The organism is Corallococcus sp. RDP092CA (assembly GCF_041903675.1).
Classification (GTDB): Bacteria; Myxococcota; Myxococcia; order Myxococcales; family Myxococcaceae; genus Corallococcus.
Genome location: NZ_JAYESI010000030.1, coordinates 77,804 through 97,081, shown reverse-complemented (window position 1 = coordinate 97,081; position 19,278 = coordinate 77,804). Strand labels below are relative to the sequence as shown.

The 19,278-nt window shown below is 71.8% G+C and carries 20 protein-coding genes and 1 tRNA gene; all 21 read right to left on the bottom strand.

From position 1 onward, the window contains the following. Positions 1 to 24: 24 nt before the first annotated feature. Positions 25 to 570, bottom strand: a complete 546-nt coding sequence (locus U8525_RS27050; RefSeq protein ID WP_374269444.1) for a hypothetical protein — start codon at positions 568 to 570, stop codon at positions 25 to 27. Positions 571 to 806: 236 nt separating this feature from the next. After that, positions 807 to 880 (bottom strand) — tRNA-Arg (locus tag U8525_RS27045). A 96-nt stretch (positions 881 to 976) separates the two neighbouring features. Further along, positions 977 to 1,768 (bottom strand): DUF3626 domain-containing protein, encoded by a 792-nt coding sequence (locus U8525_RS27040; protein WP_374269442.1) that lies wholly within the window; start codon positions 1,766 to 1,768, stop codon positions 977 to 979. Between the two features lie 67 nt (positions 1,769 to 1,835). Then, positions 1,836 to 2,933 (bottom strand): glycosyltransferase family 4 protein, encoded by a 1,098-nt coding sequence (locus U8525_RS27035; protein ID WP_374269440.1) that lies wholly within the window; start codon positions 2,931 to 2,933, stop codon positions 1,836 to 1,838. 121 nt (positions 2,934 to 3,054) lie between these two features. Continuing rightward, positions 3,055 to 4,338 carry a hemolysin family protein gene (locus U8525_RS27030; protein ID WP_374269453.1) on the bottom strand — a complete coding sequence of 428 codons (1,284 nt, stop codon included), beginning with the start codon at positions 4,336 to 4,338 and terminating at the stop codon, positions 3,055 to 3,057. Between the two features lie 82 nt (positions 4,339 to 4,420). Then, on the bottom strand, positions 4,421 to 4,804 hold the full coding sequence (locus U8525_RS27025) for a response regulator (protein WP_374269438.1): 384 nt from the start codon (positions 4,802 to 4,804) through the stop codon (positions 4,421 to 4,423). Positions 4,805 to 4,899: 95 nt separating this feature from the next. After that, positions 4,900 to 5,733 carry a metallophosphoesterase gene (locus U8525_RS27020; protein ID WP_374269451.1) on the bottom strand — a complete coding sequence of 278 codons (834 nt, stop codon included), beginning with the start codon at positions 5,731 to 5,733 and terminating at the stop codon, positions 4,900 to 4,902. 91 nt (positions 5,734 to 5,824) lie between these two features. Next, positions 5,825 to 7,012, bottom strand: a complete 1,188-nt coding sequence (locus tag U8525_RS27015) for a ceramide glucosyltransferase (protein ID WP_374269436.1) — start codon at positions 7,010 to 7,012, stop codon at positions 5,825 to 5,827. Positions 7,013 to 7,101: 89 nt separating this feature from the next. After that, the gene (gene phoU / locus U8525_RS27010; RefSeq protein WP_374269434.1) at positions 7,102 to 7,785 is read right to left on the bottom strand and encodes a phosphate signaling complex protein PhoU; all 684 of its coding nucleotides are present in this window, start codon (positions 7,783 to 7,785) and stop codon (positions 7,102 to 7,104) included. A 32-nt stretch (positions 7,786 to 7,817) separates the two neighbouring features. Next, positions 7,818 to 8,561 carry a phosphate ABC transporter ATP-binding protein PstB gene (gene pstB / locus U8525_RS27005; RefSeq protein ID WP_374269450.1) on the bottom strand — a complete coding sequence of 248 codons (744 nt, stop codon included), beginning with the start codon at positions 8,559 to 8,561 and terminating at the stop codon, positions 7,818 to 7,820. Between the two features lie 49 nt (positions 8,562 to 8,610). After that, the gene (pstA, locus tag U8525_RS27000) at positions 8,611 to 9,522 is read right to left on the bottom strand and encodes a phosphate ABC transporter permease PstA (RefSeq protein WP_374269433.1); all 912 of its coding nucleotides are present in this window, start codon (positions 9,520 to 9,522) and stop codon (positions 8,611 to 8,613) included. Further along, on the bottom strand, positions 9,519 to 10,514 hold the full coding sequence (pstC, locus tag U8525_RS26995) for a phosphate ABC transporter permease subunit PstC (protein WP_374269432.1): 996 nt from the start codon (positions 10,512 to 10,514) through the stop codon (positions 9,519 to 9,521). Before pstC ends, pstA begins: the two co-directional genes overlap by 4 nt. A 58-nt stretch (positions 10,515 to 10,572) precedes the next feature. Continuing rightward, a complete protein-coding gene (locus U8525_RS26990) occupies positions 10,573 to 11,397 on the bottom strand; it encodes a phosphate ABC transporter substrate-binding protein (protein ID WP_374269431.1) in 825 nt (274 codons plus the stop codon). Between the two features lie 13 nt (positions 11,398 to 11,410). Next, the gene (locus U8525_RS26985) at positions 11,411 to 12,643 is read right to left on the bottom strand and encodes a porin (protein WP_374269429.1); all 1,233 of its coding nucleotides are present in this window, start codon (positions 12,641 to 12,643) and stop codon (positions 11,411 to 11,413) included. Between the two features lie 160 nt (positions 12,644 to 12,803). After that, the gene (locus tag U8525_RS26980; RefSeq protein ID WP_374269427.1) at positions 12,804 to 13,493 is read right to left on the bottom strand and encodes a response regulator; all 690 of its coding nucleotides are present in this window, start codon (positions 13,491 to 13,493) and stop codon (positions 12,804 to 12,806) included. A gap of 89 nt (positions 13,494 to 13,582) precedes the next feature. Further along, positions 13,583 to 14,062 (bottom strand): histidine phosphatase family protein, encoded by a 480-nt coding sequence (locus tag U8525_RS26975; protein ID WP_374269425.1) that lies wholly within the window; start codon positions 14,060 to 14,062, stop codon positions 13,583 to 13,585. Between the two features lie 65 nt (positions 14,063 to 14,127). After that, positions 14,128 to 14,577 carry a DUF1634 domain-containing protein gene (locus U8525_RS26970; protein ID WP_374269423.1) on the bottom strand — a complete coding sequence of 150 codons (450 nt, stop codon included), beginning with the start codon at positions 14,575 to 14,577 and terminating at the stop codon, positions 14,128 to 14,130. Further along, a complete protein-coding gene (locus U8525_RS26965) occupies positions 14,574 to 15,437 on the bottom strand; it encodes a sulfite exporter TauE/SafE family protein (RefSeq protein WP_374269421.1) in 864 nt (287 codons plus the stop codon). Before U8525_RS26965 ends, U8525_RS26970 begins: the two co-directional genes overlap by 4 nt. A gap of 96 nt (positions 15,438 to 15,533) precedes the next feature. Further along, the gene (locus tag U8525_RS26960; RefSeq protein WP_374269419.1) at positions 15,534 to 15,797 is read right to left on the bottom strand and encodes a hypothetical protein; all 264 of its coding nucleotides are present in this window, start codon (positions 15,795 to 15,797) and stop codon (positions 15,534 to 15,536) included. Continuing rightward, positions 15,798 to 17,564 (bottom strand): chloride channel protein, encoded by a 1,767-nt coding sequence (locus tag U8525_RS26955; protein ID WP_374269417.1) that lies wholly within the window; start codon positions 17,562 to 17,564, stop codon positions 15,798 to 15,800. A 102-nt stretch (positions 17,565 to 17,666) separates the two neighbouring features. Further along, a complete protein-coding gene (locus tag U8525_RS26950) occupies positions 17,667 to 19,274 on the bottom strand; it encodes a trypsin-like peptidase domain-containing protein (RefSeq protein WP_374269415.1) in 1,608 nt (535 codons plus the stop codon). Positions 19,275 to 19,278: the final 4 nt, after the last annotated feature.

Genomic DNA, 19,278 nt, shown 5'->3' with positions numbered 1-19,278 from the left:
AGGGAGGGGGCGCCGCGGAGGGCCTCAGTCACCTTGGATGGCGGCCTGCCAGTCCCCGTCCGCGGAGATGCCCACGCGCATGCCGATGTAGCTCTTCTCCTTGCGCATGTCGGCGATCATCTCGTCCGGGTAGATGCCCTGGAGCAGCGCGAAGTCCCCGTCGGTGGCGTCCTTGCGGAAGGCGGTGGGCCACCAGTAGACGTCCCCCTCCTGGAAGAAGGGGAGGTTGAGGACGTGGACCAGCCGCGCCAGCACCGGCTGCGGGCTCTCCTGCCACTCCTCCTGGATGCGCCAGGTGGTGGCCATGTCCTGGTCGGGGTCGTAGGAGAAGCGCACGCTCTGGCCCTTCTCGTCGCCCAGCTTCTGGAGGCCCGCGTAGTCGCACGCCACGGCGGCCTTGATGATGCGCTCGCGCATGGACGCCACGGCCGGGGGCAGGGGCTTCGCGGGGGGCCTGGGGATGGGGTTCAGGCGGCTCGCCGAGCACGACGCCGCGGCCGGAGCGCTGACCCCGCTCGGCTTGGAGGCAGGTGGGGCAGGCGGCGGGGCGGGCTTGGGCGGGGTGGGCATGGTCGGGCTCGGGGCGGGGGACGCCTCGGGCGTCCGGGGTGACTCCGTGCAGGCCAGGCAGGCGGCGAGGAGACCAGCGGATAGCAGGGGAGCGCGGTTCATGTCCCCCAGGTCTAGTCCATCACACGCGGCGAGCGGACAGGAGCCCGCGCCCGCTGTGCACGAGCCGCCACGCGGAAAGGCAAAGGCCCGGAATCCCTGGGATTTCTCCCAATGATTCCGGGCCCTTACGTCTGCGCGCGATGCAGGATTCGAACCTGCGGCCTTTGGCTCCGGAGGCCAACGCTCTATCCAGCTGAGCTAATCGCGCAGAACCGCTTTCCGGTGCCGGAGGAGTAACCGAAGTCCCCAGGCGACGCAAGCACGCATTCCAGGCCCAGCGCACGGGTGTCCGGGAGCCCAGACCTCAGCTTTGGGGCGGAGCGGGCCAGTCCCAGGCTCGTCCGAAGCGGGCCGTGCAATGCCAGAGCTTCTTGAGCTGCTGCGGCTCCACCGACGCGTCCGCGCGCGCCCGGCCCAGGATGCGCGGCGTGAGGCGCTCGTCCTCCGCGAGCCGCTCCGCGAGCCGGAGGGTGTCCTCGCCCCGGTAGCCCGGGTGCTGGCGCAGCGTGCTCAACGTGACGGCATGGCCCGGATGCCACTCCACGCGGACGCCCAGCGCGCGCGCCTCGTCCTCGACGGGGGTCCCCGCGTAGCTGGGGTCGAGCACCAGGGCCTCGATGTCCTCCGGAATCCGGAGGTCGCCATGGACGTGGGCCTCGATGTACCAGTCCAGCGGATCCTCGAACCGCGCGGCCTCCGCCAGGCCAACCAGGGCCATCCGCTCGGAGGTCCCGAAGGACGTGGGCTCGAAGACGCTGTCCGGGAAGCAGAAGCTGGCGCGGTCCAGCGCGCCTTCCGTGAGCCGGAAGTAGCTGGAGCCGAAGCGCGGCGAGCCGCCGTATGGGTCGCGCCGGAAGTCGAGCGAGCCATACTTGGGGCGCTCACTGGCGTGGCGCGCGTCATAGAAGCCGTTGAAGAGGCGGCTCTCCCACCGCCAGCGGGCACCGCCGGGAAACGCCGTGAGCCCTCCGTTGCTCGTGCGCGTCTCGAACTGGGAGCGGTACAGGCCGTCCCGCCGCATCGCCGCCAGGACGCCGCCGCCCTCGAAGATGGCATCCGGGTGGAAGTGCAGGGTGATCCGGAGCTGGCGGTCCATCGGGCCGCCCCGGGCCTGCGGGTGGACATGTTCCAGGGCGGGATGGAGGCGGCGCATGGTCCTCCGCTCAGACGCCCGTCACCTGGCGGATGAACGCGAGCATCCGCGCGCACGTCGCGTCCAGGTCCATGTGCTGCTCCGCCATGCGGCGCGACTCCCGTCCCATGGCCGCCAGGGTGTCCGGCTGCTGCACCAGCGCGTCCAGCGTGTTCGCCAGCGCCGCGTAGTCGCCCACCGGCACGACGCGCCCGTCCACGCCGTCGCGCACCAGCTCCCCCACGCCGCCGGCGGGCGTCGTCACCACCGCCAGGCCCGCCGCCTTCGCCTCCGCGATGGCCCAGGACGACATGTCCGCCATCGTCGGCAGCACGAAGAGGTCCGCCGCCTGGGCCAGGCGGATCAGCTCCGGCGAGTTCGGCTTCACCCCCACGTGGACGCGCACCCCCGGCGGCGCCTCGAAGGAGGCGGACGTCACCACGTCCAGCAGCCAGTTCCTTCGCCGTGTCTCCCGCGCCCAGCGCAAGAGCAGCTTGCCGCCCTTGCGCCCCAGGTCTCCTCCCACGAAGAGCAGCCGCACCACGCCGTCCCCGGGCTTCTTCTCCGGCGCGGGCCGCCACAGCGCCGTGTCCACGCTGGGCCACACGACGTGCACGTTCGCGTCCGGCACGCCGTACTCCTCCACCAGCGAGCGCTTGGTGAACTGCGAGAAGGACAGCATCCCCTTCGCGATGGCGTACGTGCGCCGGTGCAGCGCGTGCTTCGCCCGGCCCACCCAGCCCGCGTGCTGCGTGCGCAGGCCGTAGTAGCGCAGGTAGTCCTCCAGCCCGCTCGGCGTCGCGTCCGTGGAGATGACGCTCGGCACCTGGCGCATGAAGTCGTGCGCCAGGTGCGCCAGCCGCTGCGTGTGCACCACCGCGGCCCGCACCGGCTCCCGCGCGGAGGCCCGGTGCAGCGCGCTGCGCGCCCGCAGCCCCCCGCGCACCGACAGCCGCGAGCGCACCAGCGGCAGCTGCTCCCAGACGTCATCCGCGTGCTCGTCGATGGGCAGCCACACCGGCACGACGTCATCGCGGCGCGCCATGGCCCGCTGGAGGTTGTGCAGGAACACCGCGTTGCCGAGCGTCGTCTCGATGGCGAAGGCGATACGTGGAGGGGATGACGACATCCGCGGCGCGAGCCTCCCGGGGGCGGGGAAAGGTCCCTCGCGCATATCAGAGACCGGGCGCTGCGGCAGCAACGCGATCCCAGGGCACGTGTCCGATTCGAATGGAACACTTCGACGCGGGTCATGCCTCCGATTGCGCGGGCTGCTCCGGCAGGTGGACGCGCACCTCGCGCACCCGGCGCGGCGAGGCCTCCACCACCTCCAGCACCGTGCCGTCCGGCAGGGACAGCCGCGCGCCCGGCTCAGGGATGGCGCCCCCCGCGAGCGCGATGCACAGCCCCGCGACGGTGGAGTAGTCCTCGCTCTCCTCCAGCTCCAGCCCCAGCGCGCGGTTCACCTCGCGCAGGCTCGCCTCGCCCTGCACCACCGCGACGGTGGGGCCCTCGCGCCGCACGCGCTCCTCGGGCGTCTCGGACTCGCTGAGGATGTCCCCCACCAGCTCCTCCACCAGGTCCTCCACCGTCACCAGCCCCACCACGCCGCCGTGCTCGTCCACCACCACGGCCAACTGCATCCGCCGGCGCTGGAGCTCCTTCATCGCCGCGATGGCGCGCATGGACTCCACCAGGAACAGCGGCGGGCGCAGCACGTCCTCCAGGACGATGAGGTGCCCCTCCCAGGCCACGCCCAGCAGGTCCTTGGCCACGATGTAGCCCACCACGTTGTCCAGCGTGCCCTCGTACACCGGCATCCGCGAGTGCCCGTGCTCCAGCAGCACCTGGCGGATCTCCTCGTTGCTCGCGTGGCGGCGCAGCGCGACGATGTGCTCGCGCGTCACCATCACCTCGCCCAGCGTCAGGTCCCCCAGCTCGAAGGCCCGCGACGCGATCTCCCCCGCGCGCGGATCCAGCGTGCCCTGCTTCGACGCCTCCTCCACCAGCTGGAGCAGCTCGTCCGGCGACAGGCGCGACTCGGAGAAGTTCGTCTTGTCCCCGAAGAGCTTCAGCACCACGTTGGAGCTCGCGGTGAGGAACCACACCAGGGGCCGCATCACCCACGCGAGCGCCTTGAGCGGCCGGCCCAGCGTCAGCGCGTACTGCTCGGAGAAGCGCAGCGCCAGGGACTTGGGGACCAGCTCCCCCAGCACCAGCGACAGGTACGACACCAGCGCGACCACCCCCGCGAACGCCACCTGGCTCGCGGTGGCCTCCGGCACGCCCAGCCCGGCCAGCAGGACCGCCAGCCGCTGCGCGATGCTCGCGCCGCCGAAGGCCGCCGCCGTGGAGCCAATCACCGTGATGCCGATCTGCACCGTGGCGAGCAGCCGCTCCGGATCATCCCGCAGCGCCGCCACCGCCCTGGCGGACTTGTTGCCCTGCTCCAGCAGCTCCTTCAGCCGCGTCTTGCGCACGGAGAGGAGGCCCAGCTCGGCGCCCGCGAAGACGCCGTTGGCCAGCACCAGCAGCAGGATGATGACGAGCTCCGTGACGATGGCGGACCTCCACGCGGGTGGACCCCCGCCAGCGTCGGCGGGGGCGCCTCCTGTCCTACACCCCCAGCGACTGTAGAAGCAGCGACAATTGGTCGCGGCTCGCTCCCTTGGGCAGGTAGTAGTGGGGACCGGACATGAGCGCGCTGCCCACATCCTGGGCCGCCGCGGAGGTGAGGAAGACGATGCGCGGGTTCGTCGCCGCGCGCGGCAGCTTCGCCACCACCTCCAGGCCGCTCATGCCCGGCATGTTCAGGTCCAGCAGCATGACCCCGAAGCGCTCGCCCCGCTTCAGCGAGTCGAGCGCCTCCTGGCCGTCCGCCGCCTCGGTGGTCTCATAGCCGAGGTCCTCCAGGCTCACCCGGAGGAACTCCCGCCAGTCCGCGTCGTCGTCCACGACCAGGACCTTCCGAGAACCGTCGTCCACCGCGAGTCGCCCCAAGCATCCTCCTGACCTGGGGAGAACCTCCCGGGGGCCACGGGCATTCGCGACCGCGTGCGCGTCGGTTCGTCCGGAAGCAGGCGGCCGGGCGAGCCCTAGAACAGCGCCATGCCCAGCTGGCCCACCAGGTACTGGAGGGCGGGCCTGACGTTGTGCACCGCCGTGCGCGGCTTCGCCGGCTCCGATGCCTGGCACCACGCGGGCTCGCTCACCAGCTGCCCGGCCATATGGCTGAAGACGCGGAAGCGCATCAGGTCCGTGCTGCTGCCCGAGTTGTAGACGCGCAACGCGCGCTCGCCCGGGCGGCCCAGGTCCGCCTCGCTGGGGACGTGCCGGTGGCCGTGCAGCACCAGGTCGCACCGGCCGCCCACGCGCTCCAGCAGTCGACTTCCCAACGCGAGCTCCGACGCGTGGGGCAGCCCGAGCCTGGTGGCGATCCACTCCGGGAAGCTCTCCAGCGGCAGCGGCAGCACGTGGTGGTGCAGCAGCACCGCCACCAGCGCGTCCCCGGGCGCGGCCCCCAGCGCCCGGTCCACCTCGTCCACGACGCCCTCCGTCAGCTCTCCGTGGCTGTGGAAGTAGTTGCGGTTGTGCTCCCCGGTGGAGTCCACGCAGACCAGGAAGAGTCCCGCCGTCTCCACCGTGTGGACCTTGCGACCCTGCATGAACCCGCTGCCCACGTCCTCGCCGGGCCGGTCGTGGTTGCCGGGGATGAAGGTGAGGCGCCCGGTCTCCAGCCAGGGCGCGAAGTGTTCACGGAAGCGCTGGAACTCGGCGTGCGAGCCACGGTGCGTGAGGTCTCCCGTGACCACCACGTGATCCACCTCCTGCGCCACCAGGGCCTTCACCAGTGAGGACGCGGAGGCGTCGCTCTCGCGGCTCATGTCCAGGTGGAGATCCGAAAGATGCGCCAGCTTCAGGGAGGGCATGCTCAAGGAGATAGGCATCGGGGTCGCGTGCGGCGAGGGTTGCACGACGAAGTGCTGTACGAAGGTCCATCAAGCGTCGCGCCCGCGGCGTTCACCCCACCCCGTTGCTGGGGAGCCACCCCGCGGCGGGCGTGCTCCGCGCGCGCAGGGGCACCAGGCGCGTGCCGGCGACCACGCGCAGCCGCGTGCCCCGCCAGTCCACCGTGCGCCTGAACGCGCCGTGCCACCACGCGGCGAAGAGCAGGGCGTCCTTGACCAGCACCGCGGGCGCCGCGCGCAAGCCCACCGGCTGCGGCCTCAGCGAGCGGAACACCGCCACGTCCACCCAGACCTTGCCCAGCGCCACCGCCAGCGCCGCCAGGCCGGTGAGGGCGGACGGGTGGAGGAGCGCGCCCAGCACCGCGAGCGGAGCCGGGTTGAGGAGCGCCTGCGCGAGGTACGTCGAGGGCGATACCGCTGTGCGGTGGATGACGCTCCAGCGCAGGTAGCGCTGGAAGAAGGCGTCCACGCTCTTGCGCAGGGACACGTTGAAGACAGGGGCGTGCGCCAGCACCACGCGCTTGCCCAGCTTGCGCGTCACCCACTGGCCGATGACGTAGTCCTCCGCCAGCACGTCCTTCACGGAGAAGAAGCCGCCCAGCGCCTCCACGTCCTCGCGGCGCAGCGCCATGGACTTGCCCACCACGATGTCGCGGTCCGCCACGTGCTTCGCGGCGATCATCCCCGCCGCCGCGCTGGAGGACAGGTGCAGGTTGTCCAGGAGCGAACCGAAGCTCCGCTCCCCCAGGCCCGCCACCGGGTGCGTCACGCAGCCCACCGTGGGGTCCTCGAAGGCCGCGGCGATCTCCTCCAGGTAGCCTGCGCCCACGCGGGTGTTGCTGTCGCTCACCACCCAGAGGTCGTAGCGGGCCTCCGACGACAGCGTCACCAGCTGGTTCACCTTGGGGTTGAGGCCGGGCTCGCCCTCCTGGAGCACCGCGCGCATCACGTGGGGCCACTTCGCCTCCGCGGCCCGCGCCACCGCCCAGGCCGGGTCGCGCGCGTCCTTCACGCCCAGGAGCACCTCGTAGGTGGGGTAGGGCAGCCGCGCGAACTGGGCGAGGTTGGCCTCCAGGTCATCATCCACGCCGCACAGGGGCTTGAGGATGGACAGGCCGGGCTTGCGCGTGGGGGCCGGGGGGGCGGCGCGGCGGTGGCGGCGCACGAACAGCGCCTGGAGGAGGAGGGCCACGAGGCCCACTGCGGACGCGGCCAGGAGGAGGCTGGAGGCGATGAGCATGTCGCCACCCTAGAGGCCCCACGAGGCGGGACCGGGGCGGCGGGGCGGCGGGACGGCCAACTCGCCGTGACACCGCCGTGAAGCCGCGCCTACTCCAGGTCGCGGCTGCGCGGGTGGCGCACGTCCTTGCCGCGCACCATGTAGATGACCATCTCCGCCACGTTGAGCGCGTGGTCGCCAATGCGCTCCAGGTGCTTCGCGATGAACATCAACGCCGTGGCCCGGCGGATGTTGCGCGAGTCCTCCATCATGTAGGCCAGCAGCTCGTTGAAGATCTTGAGGAAGAGGGCGTCCAGCAGGTCATCCCCCTTGAGGACGTCCTCCGCCTTGGCCGCGTCCCCGGACACGAACGCGTCCAGGGCCCTCTTCACCTGCTGCTGCGCCAGCTCCGCCAGCTTCGGCGTGTCCACGTAGGGCGCCAGGGGCGGCACCTGGTTCAGGTCCATGGCGCGCTCGGCGATGTTCACCGCCAGGTCGCCGATGCGCTCCAGGTCGGTGACGATCTTCAGCGCCGTGGTGATGAGGCGCAGGTCGGACGCGGCCGGCTGGCGCAGCGCGAGGATGCGGCGGCACAGGTCGTCGATGTCGACCTCCAGCCGGTTCACCTCGCGGTCCGCGCCCACCACCTGCTCCGCCAGCGTGGAGTCCCGGTCGGTGAGGGCCTTGGTGCTCTGGGAGATGAGGGTCTCCACCTTGGCCCCCATGGCCAGCAGCTTCTCGCGCAGGTTGCGCAGGTCCTGCTCGAATGCCTTGTCGGTGTGCGTGGCCGCCATGTCGTCCTGCTCCGTCGCGCGCGCGGGCTCTTTCAGCCGAACTTCCCGGTGACGTAGTCCTCCGTGCGCTTCTCGTGGGGGTTGGTGAAGATCTGCTCCGTGGGACCGCACTCCACCAACTCCCCCATGTAGAAGAAAGCCGTCCGGTCGCTCACGCGGGCGGCCTGCTGCATGTTGTGGGTCACGATGGCGATGGTGTACGTGGCCTTGAGCTCGTGGATGAGCTCCTCGATCTTGGCCGTGGCGATGGGGTCCAGCGCGGACGCGGGCTCGTCCATGAGCAGCACCTCCGGCTCCACCGCCAGGGCCCGCGCGATGCACAGGCGCTGCTGCTGGCCGCCGGACAGGCCCAGGGCGCTCTCGTCCAGCCGGTCCTTCACCTCGTCCCACAGCGCCGCGCCCCGCAGGGACTTCTCCACCCGCGCGGCCAGCCTCGCCTTGTCCTTGAGGCCGCCCACGCGCAGGCCGTAGGCGACGTTCTCGAAGATGGACTTGGGGAAGGGGTTGGACTTCTGGAAGACCATGCCCACGCGCCGGCGCAGGTCCACCACGTCCAGCGAGCGGTCGTGGATGCTCTGGCCGTCCAGGAAGACGGAGCCGTCGTGGTGGGCGCCCGGGATGAGGTCGTTCATCCGGTTGAGCGAGCGCAGGAAGGTGGACTTGCCGCAGCCGGACGGGCCGATGAGCGCCGTCACCCGGTGCTCGGGGATGATCAGGCTCACCTGCTTGATGGCCACCTTGCTGCCGTAGCGCAGGGTGAGCTCGCGGGCTTCCATCTTGTTGCGCGGCGTGGCGGAGGAGAGGGGCATGGGCGGGGAGGGAGCGTCAGTGGCCGGCCGCGGCCTTGCGGCGCGTGCGCGTGCGGATGAGGACCGCGACCAGGTTCAGGGCGAAGGTGAGCAGCAGCAGCACCAGCACCGTGGCGTACAGCAGCGGGCGGGTGGCCTCCACGTCCGGCGACTGCGTGGCCAGCACGTACGTGTGGTAGCCCAGGTGCATGAACTGGGAGTTCAGGCCGGTGGGCAGGTCCGGCAGGAAGTACGCCGCGCCGGTGAAGAGGATGGGGGCCACCTCGCCCGCGCCGCGGGAGATGGCCAGCACCGCGCCGGTGAGGATGCCCGGCAGCGCGCCCGGCAGCACCACCCGCGCCAGCGTCTGGGACTGGGTGGCCCCCAGCGCGAGGCTCGCCGTGCGCTGCTCCTGCGGCACGGCGCGCAGGGCCTCCTCCGTGGACACGATGACGACGGGCAGGGTGAGCACCGCCAGCGTCAGCGACGCCCAGAGGATGCCCGGCTGGGCCCAGTGCAGCTCCTGGTACCCCAGCGCGTGGTCCAGCCCCCTGCCCACGAAGAGGATGAAGAAGCCCAGGCCGAAGAGGCCGAACACGATGGAGGGCACGCCCGCCAGGTTCGCCACCGCCACGCGCACCGCGCGGGCCAGGAGGCTGGAGGGAGGCGCGTACTCGTGCAGGTACACGGCGGTGAGCACGCCCACCGGCATCACCGCCAGGGTCATGAGCAGCGTGAGCGCCGCGGTGCCGAAGAGGGCGGGGAAGATGCCGCCGCCCATCATCCCGTCCGTGGGCGCCTCCGTGAGGAAGCGCCAGGAGAGGTGGCTCCAGCCTCCCTGGACGACGTCCAGGAGGATGAGGGCCAGCATGGCCACGATGACGAGCGCGGCCAGCCCCGTGAGCGACACGAGCGACAGGCCCACGACCTTGCGCGTGGTGTGCTTCACCCCGCACCTCCCTTGAGCCGCTGGATGACCTTCCGCGTCCACACCCCGGCGAGCATGTTGAGCACGAAGGTGAAGAGGAACAGCTCCACGCCGATGAAGAAGAGCAGCGCGTAGTGCGGGCTGCCCACCACCACCTCGCCCATCTCCGCGGCGATGGTGGCCGACAGCGAGCGCACGGAGTCCCCCAGCTTCCAGGACACGATGGCCGCGTTGCCGGACGCCATGAGGACGATCATCGTCTCGCCGATGGCGCGCCCGAAGCCCAGCACGCACGCGGCGAGGATGCCGGGGGCCGCCGCCGGGAGCACCACCTTCCACGCCGTCTCCCAGGGCGTGGCGCCCAGCGCCAGGGACGCCTCGCGGTAGCTGCGCGGCACGGCGGTGAGCGCGTCCTCCGTCACCGTGAAGATGACCGGCACGATGGCCAGCGCCAGGCCCAGCCCCGCCACCACGGCGTTGAGCCGGGACGTGAAGCCGAAGGCCTCCTGGAGGAAGGTGGCCATCACCATCAGCGCGAAGAAGCCCAGCACCACGGACGGGATGCCGGCCAGCAGCTCGATGGTGGGCTTGAGCACCTCCCGCAGGCGGCGGGGGGCGAACTCCGCGGCGAAGAGCGCCCCGAAGATGCCCAGCGGCACGGCCACCACCATGGACACCAGCGTCGTCTTCAGCGTGCCGATGAAGAGCGGGATCATGCTGACCTTGGGCACGCCGGACACCGGCTGCCACACGTAGGCCAGGGGCTTCCCCTTCCGCACCAGCTGCGGGAGGAACATCCTGGAGAAGCTGGCCTCCTCGCGCGCCGCCGGGTCGGTGACGAGCGTCAGCGCCTCCTTCGCCACGAAGACGAGGATGAGCACCAGCGCGGCGATGCCGGTGAAGGCCACCCCCGTGATGAGCCCGGCGATGGCCCGCTCCTTCAGCTGCCGCCGCCGGGCCGCGGGCGACAGCGTGGGCAGCGCCACCGGGGGCGCGAGGTCCTGCTCCTGCATGACGGCCTGTCTATCCAACATGGGACCCCCGCGCCGGGTGACAATCGCGTGACGGCGACTACTTCACAGGGAAGTAGCCGACCTGGGTGACGATGGCCTGACCCTCCGCGGACAGCGCGAAGTCGATGAAGGCCTTCGCCTCGCCGGAGGGCTTGTTGCGCAGGTAGAAGAAGAGGTCGCGCGACAGCGGGTACTTGCCGCTCTTCACGTTCTCCGCGGTGGGGGCGAAGGCGTCGCTGCCCTTCTTCACCTTCAGCTCCTTGATGCCCTTGGCGTACGCGGCGCCCCCGTAGCCGATGCCGTTCTTCTCCTTGGACACCGCGTTGACGACGGCGGCGGTGCCCGGGAGCGTCTGCGCGGCGGCCGCGAAGTCGTCCCCGCCCAGCACCGTGTCCTTCACGAACACGTAGGTGCCGGAGGAGTTCTCCCGCGAGTACAGGACGATGGGGGCGTCCGCGCCGCCCACGGCCTTCCAGGACGTGGTGTCGCCCAGGTAGATGTCCTTGAGCTGCTCCACCGTGAGCGCGTCCACCTTGTTGGACTCGTTGACGTAGAAGGTGACGCCGTCCCTGGCCACGGACACGGCGGTGGGCGGGGTGTTGTAGCGGGCGCGGAGCTTCTCCTCCTCCGCCTCCTTGATTTCGCGGCTGGACATGGCGATGTCCGTGGTGCCGTTCTGCAGGGCCGCCAGGCCCGTGCCGGAGCCGCCGCCCGTCACCTGGATCTTCGTGGCGGGGTTCTTCTTCATGAACGCCTCGGCCCAGCGCTGGACGAGGATGACCATGGTGTCCGAGCCCTTCACGGTCACCGTGCCTGCCCGGGCGGTGAGCGGGAGGACGGCGAGCCCGAAGGCGACGAGGCTGGAAAGCAGTGTCTTCTTCATGGAGGTGACTCCTCTAGAAACGGGCCTGCATCTGCAGGGTGAACAGGTTGTCGTGCGGGTCCAAGGCCTGGGCCACGGCGTGCGTCATGGGGAGCTCGTAGCTGGCGGAGAGCTTCAGGTTCTCCCCGAAGTGGTGCTGGACGACGACGCCCACCGTCTCCACGGTGTTGTCCGCGCCCGGCACCTCTCCGGCGGCGGCGTCCGCCTGGCCGTTGTGCGGGTCGAAGGCGTCGTAGCGCACGCCCACCGCGTCGTTCAGCCCGATGTTCTGCACGAGCAGCAGGTACCAGCCGTGCGCGGGCACATCCAGGTGGGTGGCGTTGTTGGCGGCGCCGTAGGTGCGGCCCGCGATGAACTCGCCCTTGATGGAGGTGCCGCCCAGGGGCACCACGTCGAAGTAGGCCTGGAGGTCCGCGCCGACGCGGGTCCGCTCGTACGCGCGGCGGAAGGGGTCCGTGGGCAGCCGGCCCAGGTCGTGGCCGTACCAGCCGGAGATGCCGCCGGCGAGCCACTTCAGGTCGAAGCCCAGGTGGCCGACGACGTCCTTCTCCTTGTCGTTGTCCTGGGTGGTGCCGCTGTCGGTGCCGTTGCCGTCGAAGACGCCCACCGCGAGCCGCAGGAACTTGTAGCGGCCGTTCACCTTCGCGCCGCGGTCGCGCTCGCTGGGGAGCAGGTTGCGCACCACGCGGCTGCGCTCGGGGAACTCGCGGTCGCTGGAGGACTGGGGGCCCTCGTAGCCGAAGGGCCACTTCATCTGGCCCAGGGTGACGGACAGCTGCTGCTTCGTGCCGGGGACGAAGAGGGTGGCCTCCGCGTCCTTGAGCGTCACGCCCGCGGGCACCGCGTCGATCTGCAGCATGAGCTGGGCGACGTCGCCGGTGTACGTGGCCTTGAGGCGACCCCGGCGGATGCCGAAGCGGCTGGAGCCGCCCGCGCCGCTGGCATCCAGGTCCTGCTGGTACTGGTAGCGGCCCTGGATGTAGCCGGAGAAGCGCAGCTTCTTGAGCGCGGACAGGTCGCTCTTCGTCTCCGTGCTCTGCTCCTCCAGCGCCTCCAAGCGGTGCTCGTCCGCCGTCAGCCGCTCGTCGATGGAGGGCGACAGCTCCGGGACGGTGGGCGCGTTGGCGCGCGGGGGAGGCGCTCCGGCGGGCGCCTGGGCCTCCGCGGCGGAGGGCTCCACGGCCTCGCGCGGCTCGGAGGCCGGCGGGGTGGGGAGCGCTTCCTGGGAGGGGGCAGCCTGGGCCATGGCGGCGCTGGAGCTCAACAGGGTGAGGGCAACGAGGAATGGGCGCATAGAAGGTCGGCGGGCGTCTCGGGGGTGTCGAGAACGCGTGACGATCTATGGGTCGGATGTGGCCGTTTGACGGCCCTCGCGTGACAAATGGGCAACGGAAGCGCCTCCGGACCTACCCCGCGGCCGGGTCCACGATGCGGTAGCCCACACCGCGCACCGTCTCCAGGAGGGAGCGCGCGGGGCCCAGCTTGTCGCGCAGGCGCATCACGTGGGTGTCGATGGTGCGGGTCTCCAGGGCGCTGGACAGGCCCCAGACCTGCTCCAGGAGCTGCTCGCGCGTCTGCACCCGGCCCAGCCGGGCCATGAGGAACTCCAGCAGGCGGAACTCCAGCGCGGTGAGGGGCGTCTCCTTGTCCTCGACGAAGAAGCGGTGCTGGGTGACGTCCAGGCGCAGGGGGCCCAGCGCCAGGGGCGGCGCGCCCTCCTGGGGCGCGGAGGTGCGCCGGAGGATGGCCTTGAGCCGGAGCACCAGCTCGCGGACGGAGAAGGGCTTGACGACGTAGTCGTCCGCGCCGACCTCGAAGCCCCGGATGCGGTCCGCCTCCTCGCTCTTGGCGGTGAGCATGACGATGAGCACGTCGCGCAGGCGGGGGTTGGCGCGCAGGTGGCGGCAGACCTCGATGCCGGACAGGTCCGGCAGCATCAGGTCCAGCAGCACCACGTCCGGGGACTGCTCGCGAGCGGCGGCGAGCGCCGCCTCCCCGGTGAAGGCCACGTGGGTGGTGAAGCCCGCGCCGCGCAGGTTGAAGTCGATGAGCTCGGCGAGGTCGCGCTCGTCGTCGACGATGAGTACGTGGGACATGGCGGGCACGTACTGTGCGCGCACCGCTTCGCGCCCACGTGACGCGCTGGCAACAAGTGCGTCACGTCCGCCGCGCCCGTGTGGGTGGCTCACGGGCGTCGCAGGGAGCGCCCCGGCGCCGCCATCCACTGCAGGGAGAACCCGCGGCCGTCGGCCCGCAGGGCGACCGCGCAGCCCTTGCGCAGCTTGTCCGGCAGGGGCTGGCCCAGCGCGAGCGCGGCGGCGCGCTCCAGGGAGGGGTTGTGTCCCACCAGCGCCCAGCCGGGGCCCACGTCCCGCCCCAGCTTGAGCACGTTGCGGGCCGCGCCCTTCATGGGGACGAGCGCGGGGTGGACCTCCACGTGGGACAGGCCGAGCGCGTCCGCGAGCAGCTCCGCGGTCTGCACCGCGCGCACCAGGGGGCTGGTGATGATGCCCATGAGCGGCGTGAGGCGCGCGAGCTTCTTCGCGTGCTGACGGAAGGCGGCGCGGCCCTGGGGCGTGAGGGCGCGGGCCTCGTCGCCCAGGGCGTTGGAGTCCTCGGCCACGGCGTGGCGCACGAGGAGGAGGGGGAGATCGCGTTCGGCCATGGGCGCGCGTTGTATGGCGTTTCCAGGCCGCGTGGATGTGACGAACCGGTGGACTGCGGTGTGGACTACTCGACGCCGCCCAGCAGGAAGGCGAGCAGCAGCAGCCCGAGCACGCACGTGGTGATGGCGGCGAAGGTGCGGTCCTTCTGGGCGCGGAAGATGCCCAGGGACAGGGCCACGCGCAGCACGGGCACGGTGATCATCACCAGGAGCCCCGCCATCACGAAGGACTGGCCGCGCACGGCCATGACGCCCTCGAAGACATCCGTCAGCCGGTGCGGCGCGGCGTCCGGGTCGGTGAGGCGCTGGAGCGCGTCCCGCGACGAGAAGTAGTCCGGGTGGCGGAAGAAGGTCATCACCATGCCGCAGGCGACGAGCGACAGGCTGAGCAGCACGCCGCCGCGCAACAGCTGGCTGATGAGCAGCTCCGGCGTGAGGGGGGCCACCTCCTCCTGCGCGACGGCGGTGGTGGCCGCCGCCTCCCGAGGCGACGGAGGTTCAGCGGGCGCGGTCATCCGTGGATCCCCTTGGACAGCATCTCGTATGACACCCACAGCAGCACGGCCACGAAGAGCATGCGCAGCGAGCCGCTCTTGAGCTTGGTGAGGAAGCGCGAGCCCATGAAGGCGCCCAGCGTGACGCCCACGCAGACGGGGCCGGCGATGAACGGGTCGATGTCCCCGCGCGCGAAGTAGATGCCCGCGCTGGCCGCCGCCGTGACGCCGATCATGAAGTTGCTGGTGGCGGTGGAGACCTTGATGGGCAGCCCCATCGCCAGGTCCATGGCCGGCACCTTCAGCGCGCCGGAGCCGATGCCCAAGAGGCCGCTCACCGTGCCCGCGACGTACATGAGCCCCAGGCCCACGAGCGGCCGGTGCACGCGGTAGGACACCTCGCCGCCGGTGGACACGTCGTAGTAGCTGCCGTGCAGCCCCAGCCGGTCCGCGAAGGCGTTCGGCGGGGGCTCCGCGCGGGGGGCGCCGTCCTCGCGCAGCTTGCGCAGCATCGCGAGCGCCGAATAGGCCATCACCGCGCCGAAGAGGAAGTACAGCGCGCGGCCGCCCACCATGCCCGCGAGCATCGCGCCCGACACCGCGCCCGCCACGGTGGCCAGCTCCAGGAACATGGCCACGCGCATGTTGGCCAGGCCGTCGCGCACGTACGCCGCCGCCGCGCCGCTGGACGTGGCGATGACGGACACGATGGAGGCGCCCACCGCGTAGCGGATGTCCACCTTGAGCACGAGCGTGAGGACGGGGATGAGGATGAGCCCACCGCCGAGCCCCAGGAGCGAGCCCAGGAGGCCCGCTCCCACGGAGACACACAGCACGATGGCGACGAAGTTGAACGGAGTGGCGTCCAAGGCGGTGGCCATCTTCCTCCCCGCCCTCGCGCTTGCAAGCAGTTCACGCGGAGCCTGCCCGGTTGCCCGCTCCAGGCCCTCCCCGGGGTGCGAGGTGCTGGCGGCCCCTCAACGTTGGCGGGGCGCGTCGTCGGACGGCTTCCCGTCATGGGGCGGGGGCGTGTCCGGGGGCTGCGGCACGGGCCACCCCTGGAAGAGCGGCCAGCCCCGGTAGGGGTTGCCCCGGGTGGGCTCCTCGCCGGCGGGCTCCGACGCCTCGGGGCGGTGCCGGCCGGGGTGCGGCGGCGAGCGCAGCAGCACCCACGTCAGCACGAGGCACAAGAGGCTCATGATGACGATGCTCCACGCGCGCGTGCGGGGCTCCAGCTCCATCTAGAAGCGCCCCCGCTTGAGCAGGTCGCCCTTGGACAGCGAACCCAGCAGGCGCCGCTGCCCGTCCACCACGGGCAGCCGCTCCAGCTCCGTGTGGCCGAACCTCGCGGCCACCTCCGCCAGCGACAGGTCCGGGGTGATGGGCTGCACGCCGGTGTCCATCACGTCCGCGGCCACGGTGGCCTGGAGCAGGGAGTGGTCCGGCAGGTGGCCCTTGAGCGCGTCCAGGGTGATGACGCCCAGCAGGCGCCCCTCCGCGTCGGTGACGTACAGGTCCGCGCCCGCGGGCTGCTCCAGGAGCAGCACCACCACCTCGTCGAAGGACGCGGCCGGGGGCACGCGCTGCGTGGCCGGGGACAGGAGCGAGCGCACCCCCTCCTCGCGCAGCCAGTGCGGCACGGAGGCGGGCACGCGCACGTCGCGCTTCACGAGCACGGACGTGTAGAGCGACTCGGGCTCCAGCCGGCGGCTGACGACGGCGGCCACCACCGCGGTGAGCATCAGCGGGAGGATGAGGTCGTAGTCGCCGGTCATCTCGAAGATCATCAGCACCGCGGACACGGACGCGTGCGTGGTGCCCGCGAGCACCGCGCCCATGCCGAGCAGCGCGTAGGCCCCGCTGGGCGCCGCGCCGCCCGGGAGCGCCTGCTCCACCAGCATCCCGAACGCGCCGCCCAGGAGCGCGCCGAAGAAGAGGGAGGGGGTGAAGAGCCCGCCCGGCACCCCCGAGCCCGCGCACAGCGACGTCACCACCAGCTTCGCCAGCGGCAGGAGGAGCAGCAGCGCCAGGGGCAGCGTCCCGTGCAGCGCCATGTTCACGGAGTCGTAGCCGTTGCCCATGAGGTACGGCCCCGCGATGGCGGTGGCGCCCACCACCGTCATCGCGACGAGCGGCATGAACGGCGTGAGCCACGACGGCAGCCTGTCCAGCAGGTCCGACGCCAGGTTGATGCCGCGCACGTAGAGCGCGGACGCCCCGCCCACGAGCACGCCCAGGAGGATGGCCAGCACCAGCTCGCGCGGGTGGGTGAGGGCGTAGTGGGGGATGACGTAGCTGGGGTGGTCCGCGATGAGCGTGCGCGACACGAGCGTCGCCACCACGCACGACACGACGATGGGGCCGAACAGCTCCAGCGCGAAGCTGCCCAGCAGCACCTCCAGGCCGAAGAGGGCCGCGCCGATGGGGACGTTGTACGCGGACGCGATGCCCGCGGAGGCGCCGCACGCCACCAGCACGCGCGCCTGGCCCGGCCCCAGCCGCAGCCACCCGGACAGCGCGGAGCCGCTGGCCGCGCCCGTCTGGAGCAGCGCGCCCTCGCGGCCGAGCGGCGCCCCGAGCGCCACCGCGAGGATGGACACGAAGCCGCGGAGCAGCGCGCGCGGGAAGGGCAGGCGGCCGGACTTCACCCAGATGGACTCGATGATGCCCGCGGTGCCGTGGCCGCGCAGGGGCTGGCCCACCACCAGGGACACCAGCGTCACCAGCGCGCCGCCCAGCACCGGCACGAGGAACCGGCGCCAGCCCGGCGACGCGAGCGCGCCCTCCAGGAAGTGCTCGGTGTGGGTCTGCCAGAACAGGTGCTGGGTGAAGCGCAGCACCGCGAGCAGGGCCACCGCGCCCAGCCCGGAGGTGAGCCCCACGCCCACCACCAGCACCCAGAAGCGCCGCTCCTGCCCCAGCATCCCCCGGAGCACCCGCCGCAGCCAGGGCGAGGGCTCGCCCGTCCTCAGGTCGGGATGCACGGCTCCGGATGCGGGTTCGGGCATGGCCTCCACACCTGTCCAATGTAGGGAGGCGGAAGGGGCCTTCCCGGGGTCGCGCGGTCTTTCTCGGAAGGCGCTCGCCCGGCCGCCTGCCTTCCGAAGGGCCTACCTGACTCCCGGGTTCCTGGCCGCCTTTTTCTGCGGGCTCTTCGCGGGCTGGCGCGCTCCGGCGTCGCGGGGCGGCGCGTCTGTCGGGGGAGGCCTGCCGCCCGGCTCGGTCGCGACGCCCAGGTGGACGCCGGGCGGCGGAGGCTTGTTCAGCACGGAGTCCGAGCGCGTCGCGGGCTCCATGGTGTCCGGCGCGAAGCGGTCCGCCAGCTCCGCCGCCGCGTCGCTCAGCTCTCGGTGCGCGACCATGGTGCGGTCCAGCGTCTTGCCCAGCCGGGCCGACGTGTCGAAGGTCTGCCGGGACTCGTCCGAGCCCGGCAGCGAGTCCTGATACGAGAACGCGAGCGTCGCGTCCCGGCGCAGGGCGTCCAGCAGCCGGGCCAGCTGCTGTTGCAGCTCCGCGTCCTGCTCCGCGCGCGGGCGCTCCAGCAGGCCGCGCGCGCCTCCGAACCAGACGCGCCCCACCTTCCCGAAGCCCTCGTCCACGGAGGCCACGGGCAGGTCCTCCATCACCACGAGCGGGTACACGCGGCGCGGGAAGTCCTGCGCATACAGCGCGAAGAGCAGGGCGCCGTCCGCGCGCGGGAACACCGCCGCGGTGCGCGAGCCGAAGGGGAAGAAGGGCGTGGCGGACACCTCCGCGCGCTTCGCCACGCGGGCGCGGGCCAGCGCGTCCAGCGGCGTCGTGCCCTCCAGCGCGCGCCTGGGCGAGCGGCGCAGGTTGTTCATCAGGTCGCGCGCCTGGTCGATGCCCACCACCACGTTGAGCGCGCTGCCCCGCGAGTAGCCCGCGTGGTAGACGCCCACCAGCTCGAACTCGCCCGTCTTGCAGGAGATGGCCAGCACCGGCGACCCCGAGTTGCCCTGCGACAGGAGCGCGTCGATGACGAAGTCGTCGTGGTACCACTCCTTGTACTCGTCGCGGTCGTAGGCGGAGATGACCTTGCCCATGTTGGTGGCGTTGAAGACGCCCAGCGGGAAGCCGCGCACGTCCACCACGTCGCGCTCGCGCACGGCGGCGCTCTTGCCCACCTTCCACGGCATCACCGTCAGGGGCGTCTTGGACTTGATGACGGCCAGGTCCAGCTGCGGATCCACCACCGCCCGGGACAGCGGGATGTCGTCGCGGTCGTACTGGTCCGCCTCGTTCTCCACGATGCTCAGGGCGTCCTTCACGCGCTTGCAGCCGCCGGGCACGCCGTCCACCGGGTGCGCGTCGCTGGTGACCTCCGGCCACTCCACCACGTGCTCGTTGGTGAGCAGCAGCGTCTCCCCGCCCTGCTGCCGGTACGCGAACGCGGTGCCGTGCGCGGACACCGGCGTGCGCGTGCGGCGCACGTTGCCCTCCGCGCCGTAGGACAGGCACTCGTACACGGCGGTGCTGCGCACGCAGTACGTGTACTTCTTCTGCATCGCCTGCTCGAAGGCCCGTGCCTTGGGGGACAGCGCGCTGTAGCTGTCCGCGTACTCGCCCTCGCAGTACGGCGCGGGCGGCGCCTCCACCGCGGGCGCCTCCGTGGGGGGCGGCGTCGAGGCGGGCGCCTCTGTGCCGGAGGTGGCCAGGGACACCGTCACCACCGACAGTCCGACCATCCACCCGACCATGGTC

What these genes read in the sequence shown, in the direction of transcription:
- U8525_RS26970 (WP_374269423.1), bottom strand. Translation starts at nt 14,577, where the DNA reads ATGACCGCGCCCGCTGAACCTCCGTCGCCTCGGGAGGCGGCGGCCACC.
- U8525_RS27020 (WP_374269451.1), bottom strand. Translation starts at nt 5,733, where the DNA reads ATGCCCTCCCTGAAGCTGGCGCATCTTTCGGATCTCCACCTGGACATG.
- U8525_RS26985 (WP_374269429.1), bottom strand. Translation starts at nt 12,643, where the DNA reads ATGGCCCAGGCTGCCCCCTCCCAGGAAGCGCTCCCCACCCCGCCGGCC.
- U8525_RS26975 (WP_374269425.1), bottom strand. Translation starts at nt 14,062, where the DNA reads ATGGCCGAACGCGATCTCCCCCTCCTCCTCGTGCGCCACGCCGTGGCC.
- U8525_RS26965 (WP_374269421.1), bottom strand. Translation starts at nt 15,437, where the DNA reads ATGGCCACCGCCTTGGACGCCACTCCGTTCAACTTCGTCGCCATCGTG.
- U8525_RS26980 (WP_374269427.1), bottom strand. Translation starts at nt 13,493, where the DNA reads ATGTCCCACGTACTCATCGTCGACGACGAGCGCGACCTCGCCGAGCTC.
- U8525_RS27050 (WP_374269444.1), bottom strand. Translation starts at nt 570, where the DNA reads ATGCCCACCCCGCCCAAGCCCGCCCCGCCGCCTGCCCCACCTGCCTCC.
- U8525_RS26960 (WP_374269419.1), bottom strand. Translation starts at nt 15,797, where the DNA reads ATGGAGCTGGAGCCCCGCACGCGCGCGTGGAGCATCGTCATCATGAGC.
- U8525_RS27035 (WP_374269440.1), bottom strand. Translation starts at nt 2,933, where the DNA reads ATGTCGTCATCCCCTCCACGTATCGCCTTCGCCATCGAGACGACGCTC.
- U8525_RS27040 (WP_374269442.1), bottom strand. Translation starts at nt 1,768, where the DNA reads ATGGACCGCCAGCTCCGGATCACCCTGCACTTCCACCCGGATGCCATC.
- U8525_RS26990 (WP_374269431.1), bottom strand. Translation starts at nt 11,397, where the DNA reads ATGAAGAAGACACTGCTTTCCAGCCTCGTCGCCTTCGGGCTCGCCGTC.
- U8525_RS27015 (WP_374269436.1), bottom strand. Translation starts at nt 7,012, where the DNA reads ATGCTCATCGCCTCCAGCCTCCTCCTGGCCGCGTCCGCAGTGGGCCTC.
- U8525_RS26955 (WP_374269417.1), bottom strand. Translation starts at nt 17,564, where the DNA reads ATGCCCGAACCCGCATCCGGAGCCGTGCATCCCGACCTGAGGACGGGC.
- U8525_RS26950 (WP_374269415.1), bottom strand. Translation starts at nt 19,274, where the DNA reads ATGGTCGGGTGGATGGTCGGACTGTCGGTGGTGACGGTGTCCCTGGCC.
- pstC (WP_374269432.1), bottom strand. Translation starts at nt 10,514, where the DNA reads ATGCAGGAGCAGGACCTCGCGCCCCCGGTGGCGCTGCCCACGCTGTCG.
- phoU (WP_374269434.1), bottom strand. Translation starts at nt 7,785, where the DNA reads ATGGCGGCCACGCACACCGACAAGGCATTCGAGCAGGACCTGCGCAAC.
- pstB (WP_374269450.1), bottom strand. Translation starts at nt 8,561, where the DNA reads ATGGAAGCCCGCGAGCTCACCCTGCGCTACGGCAGCAAGGTGGCCATC.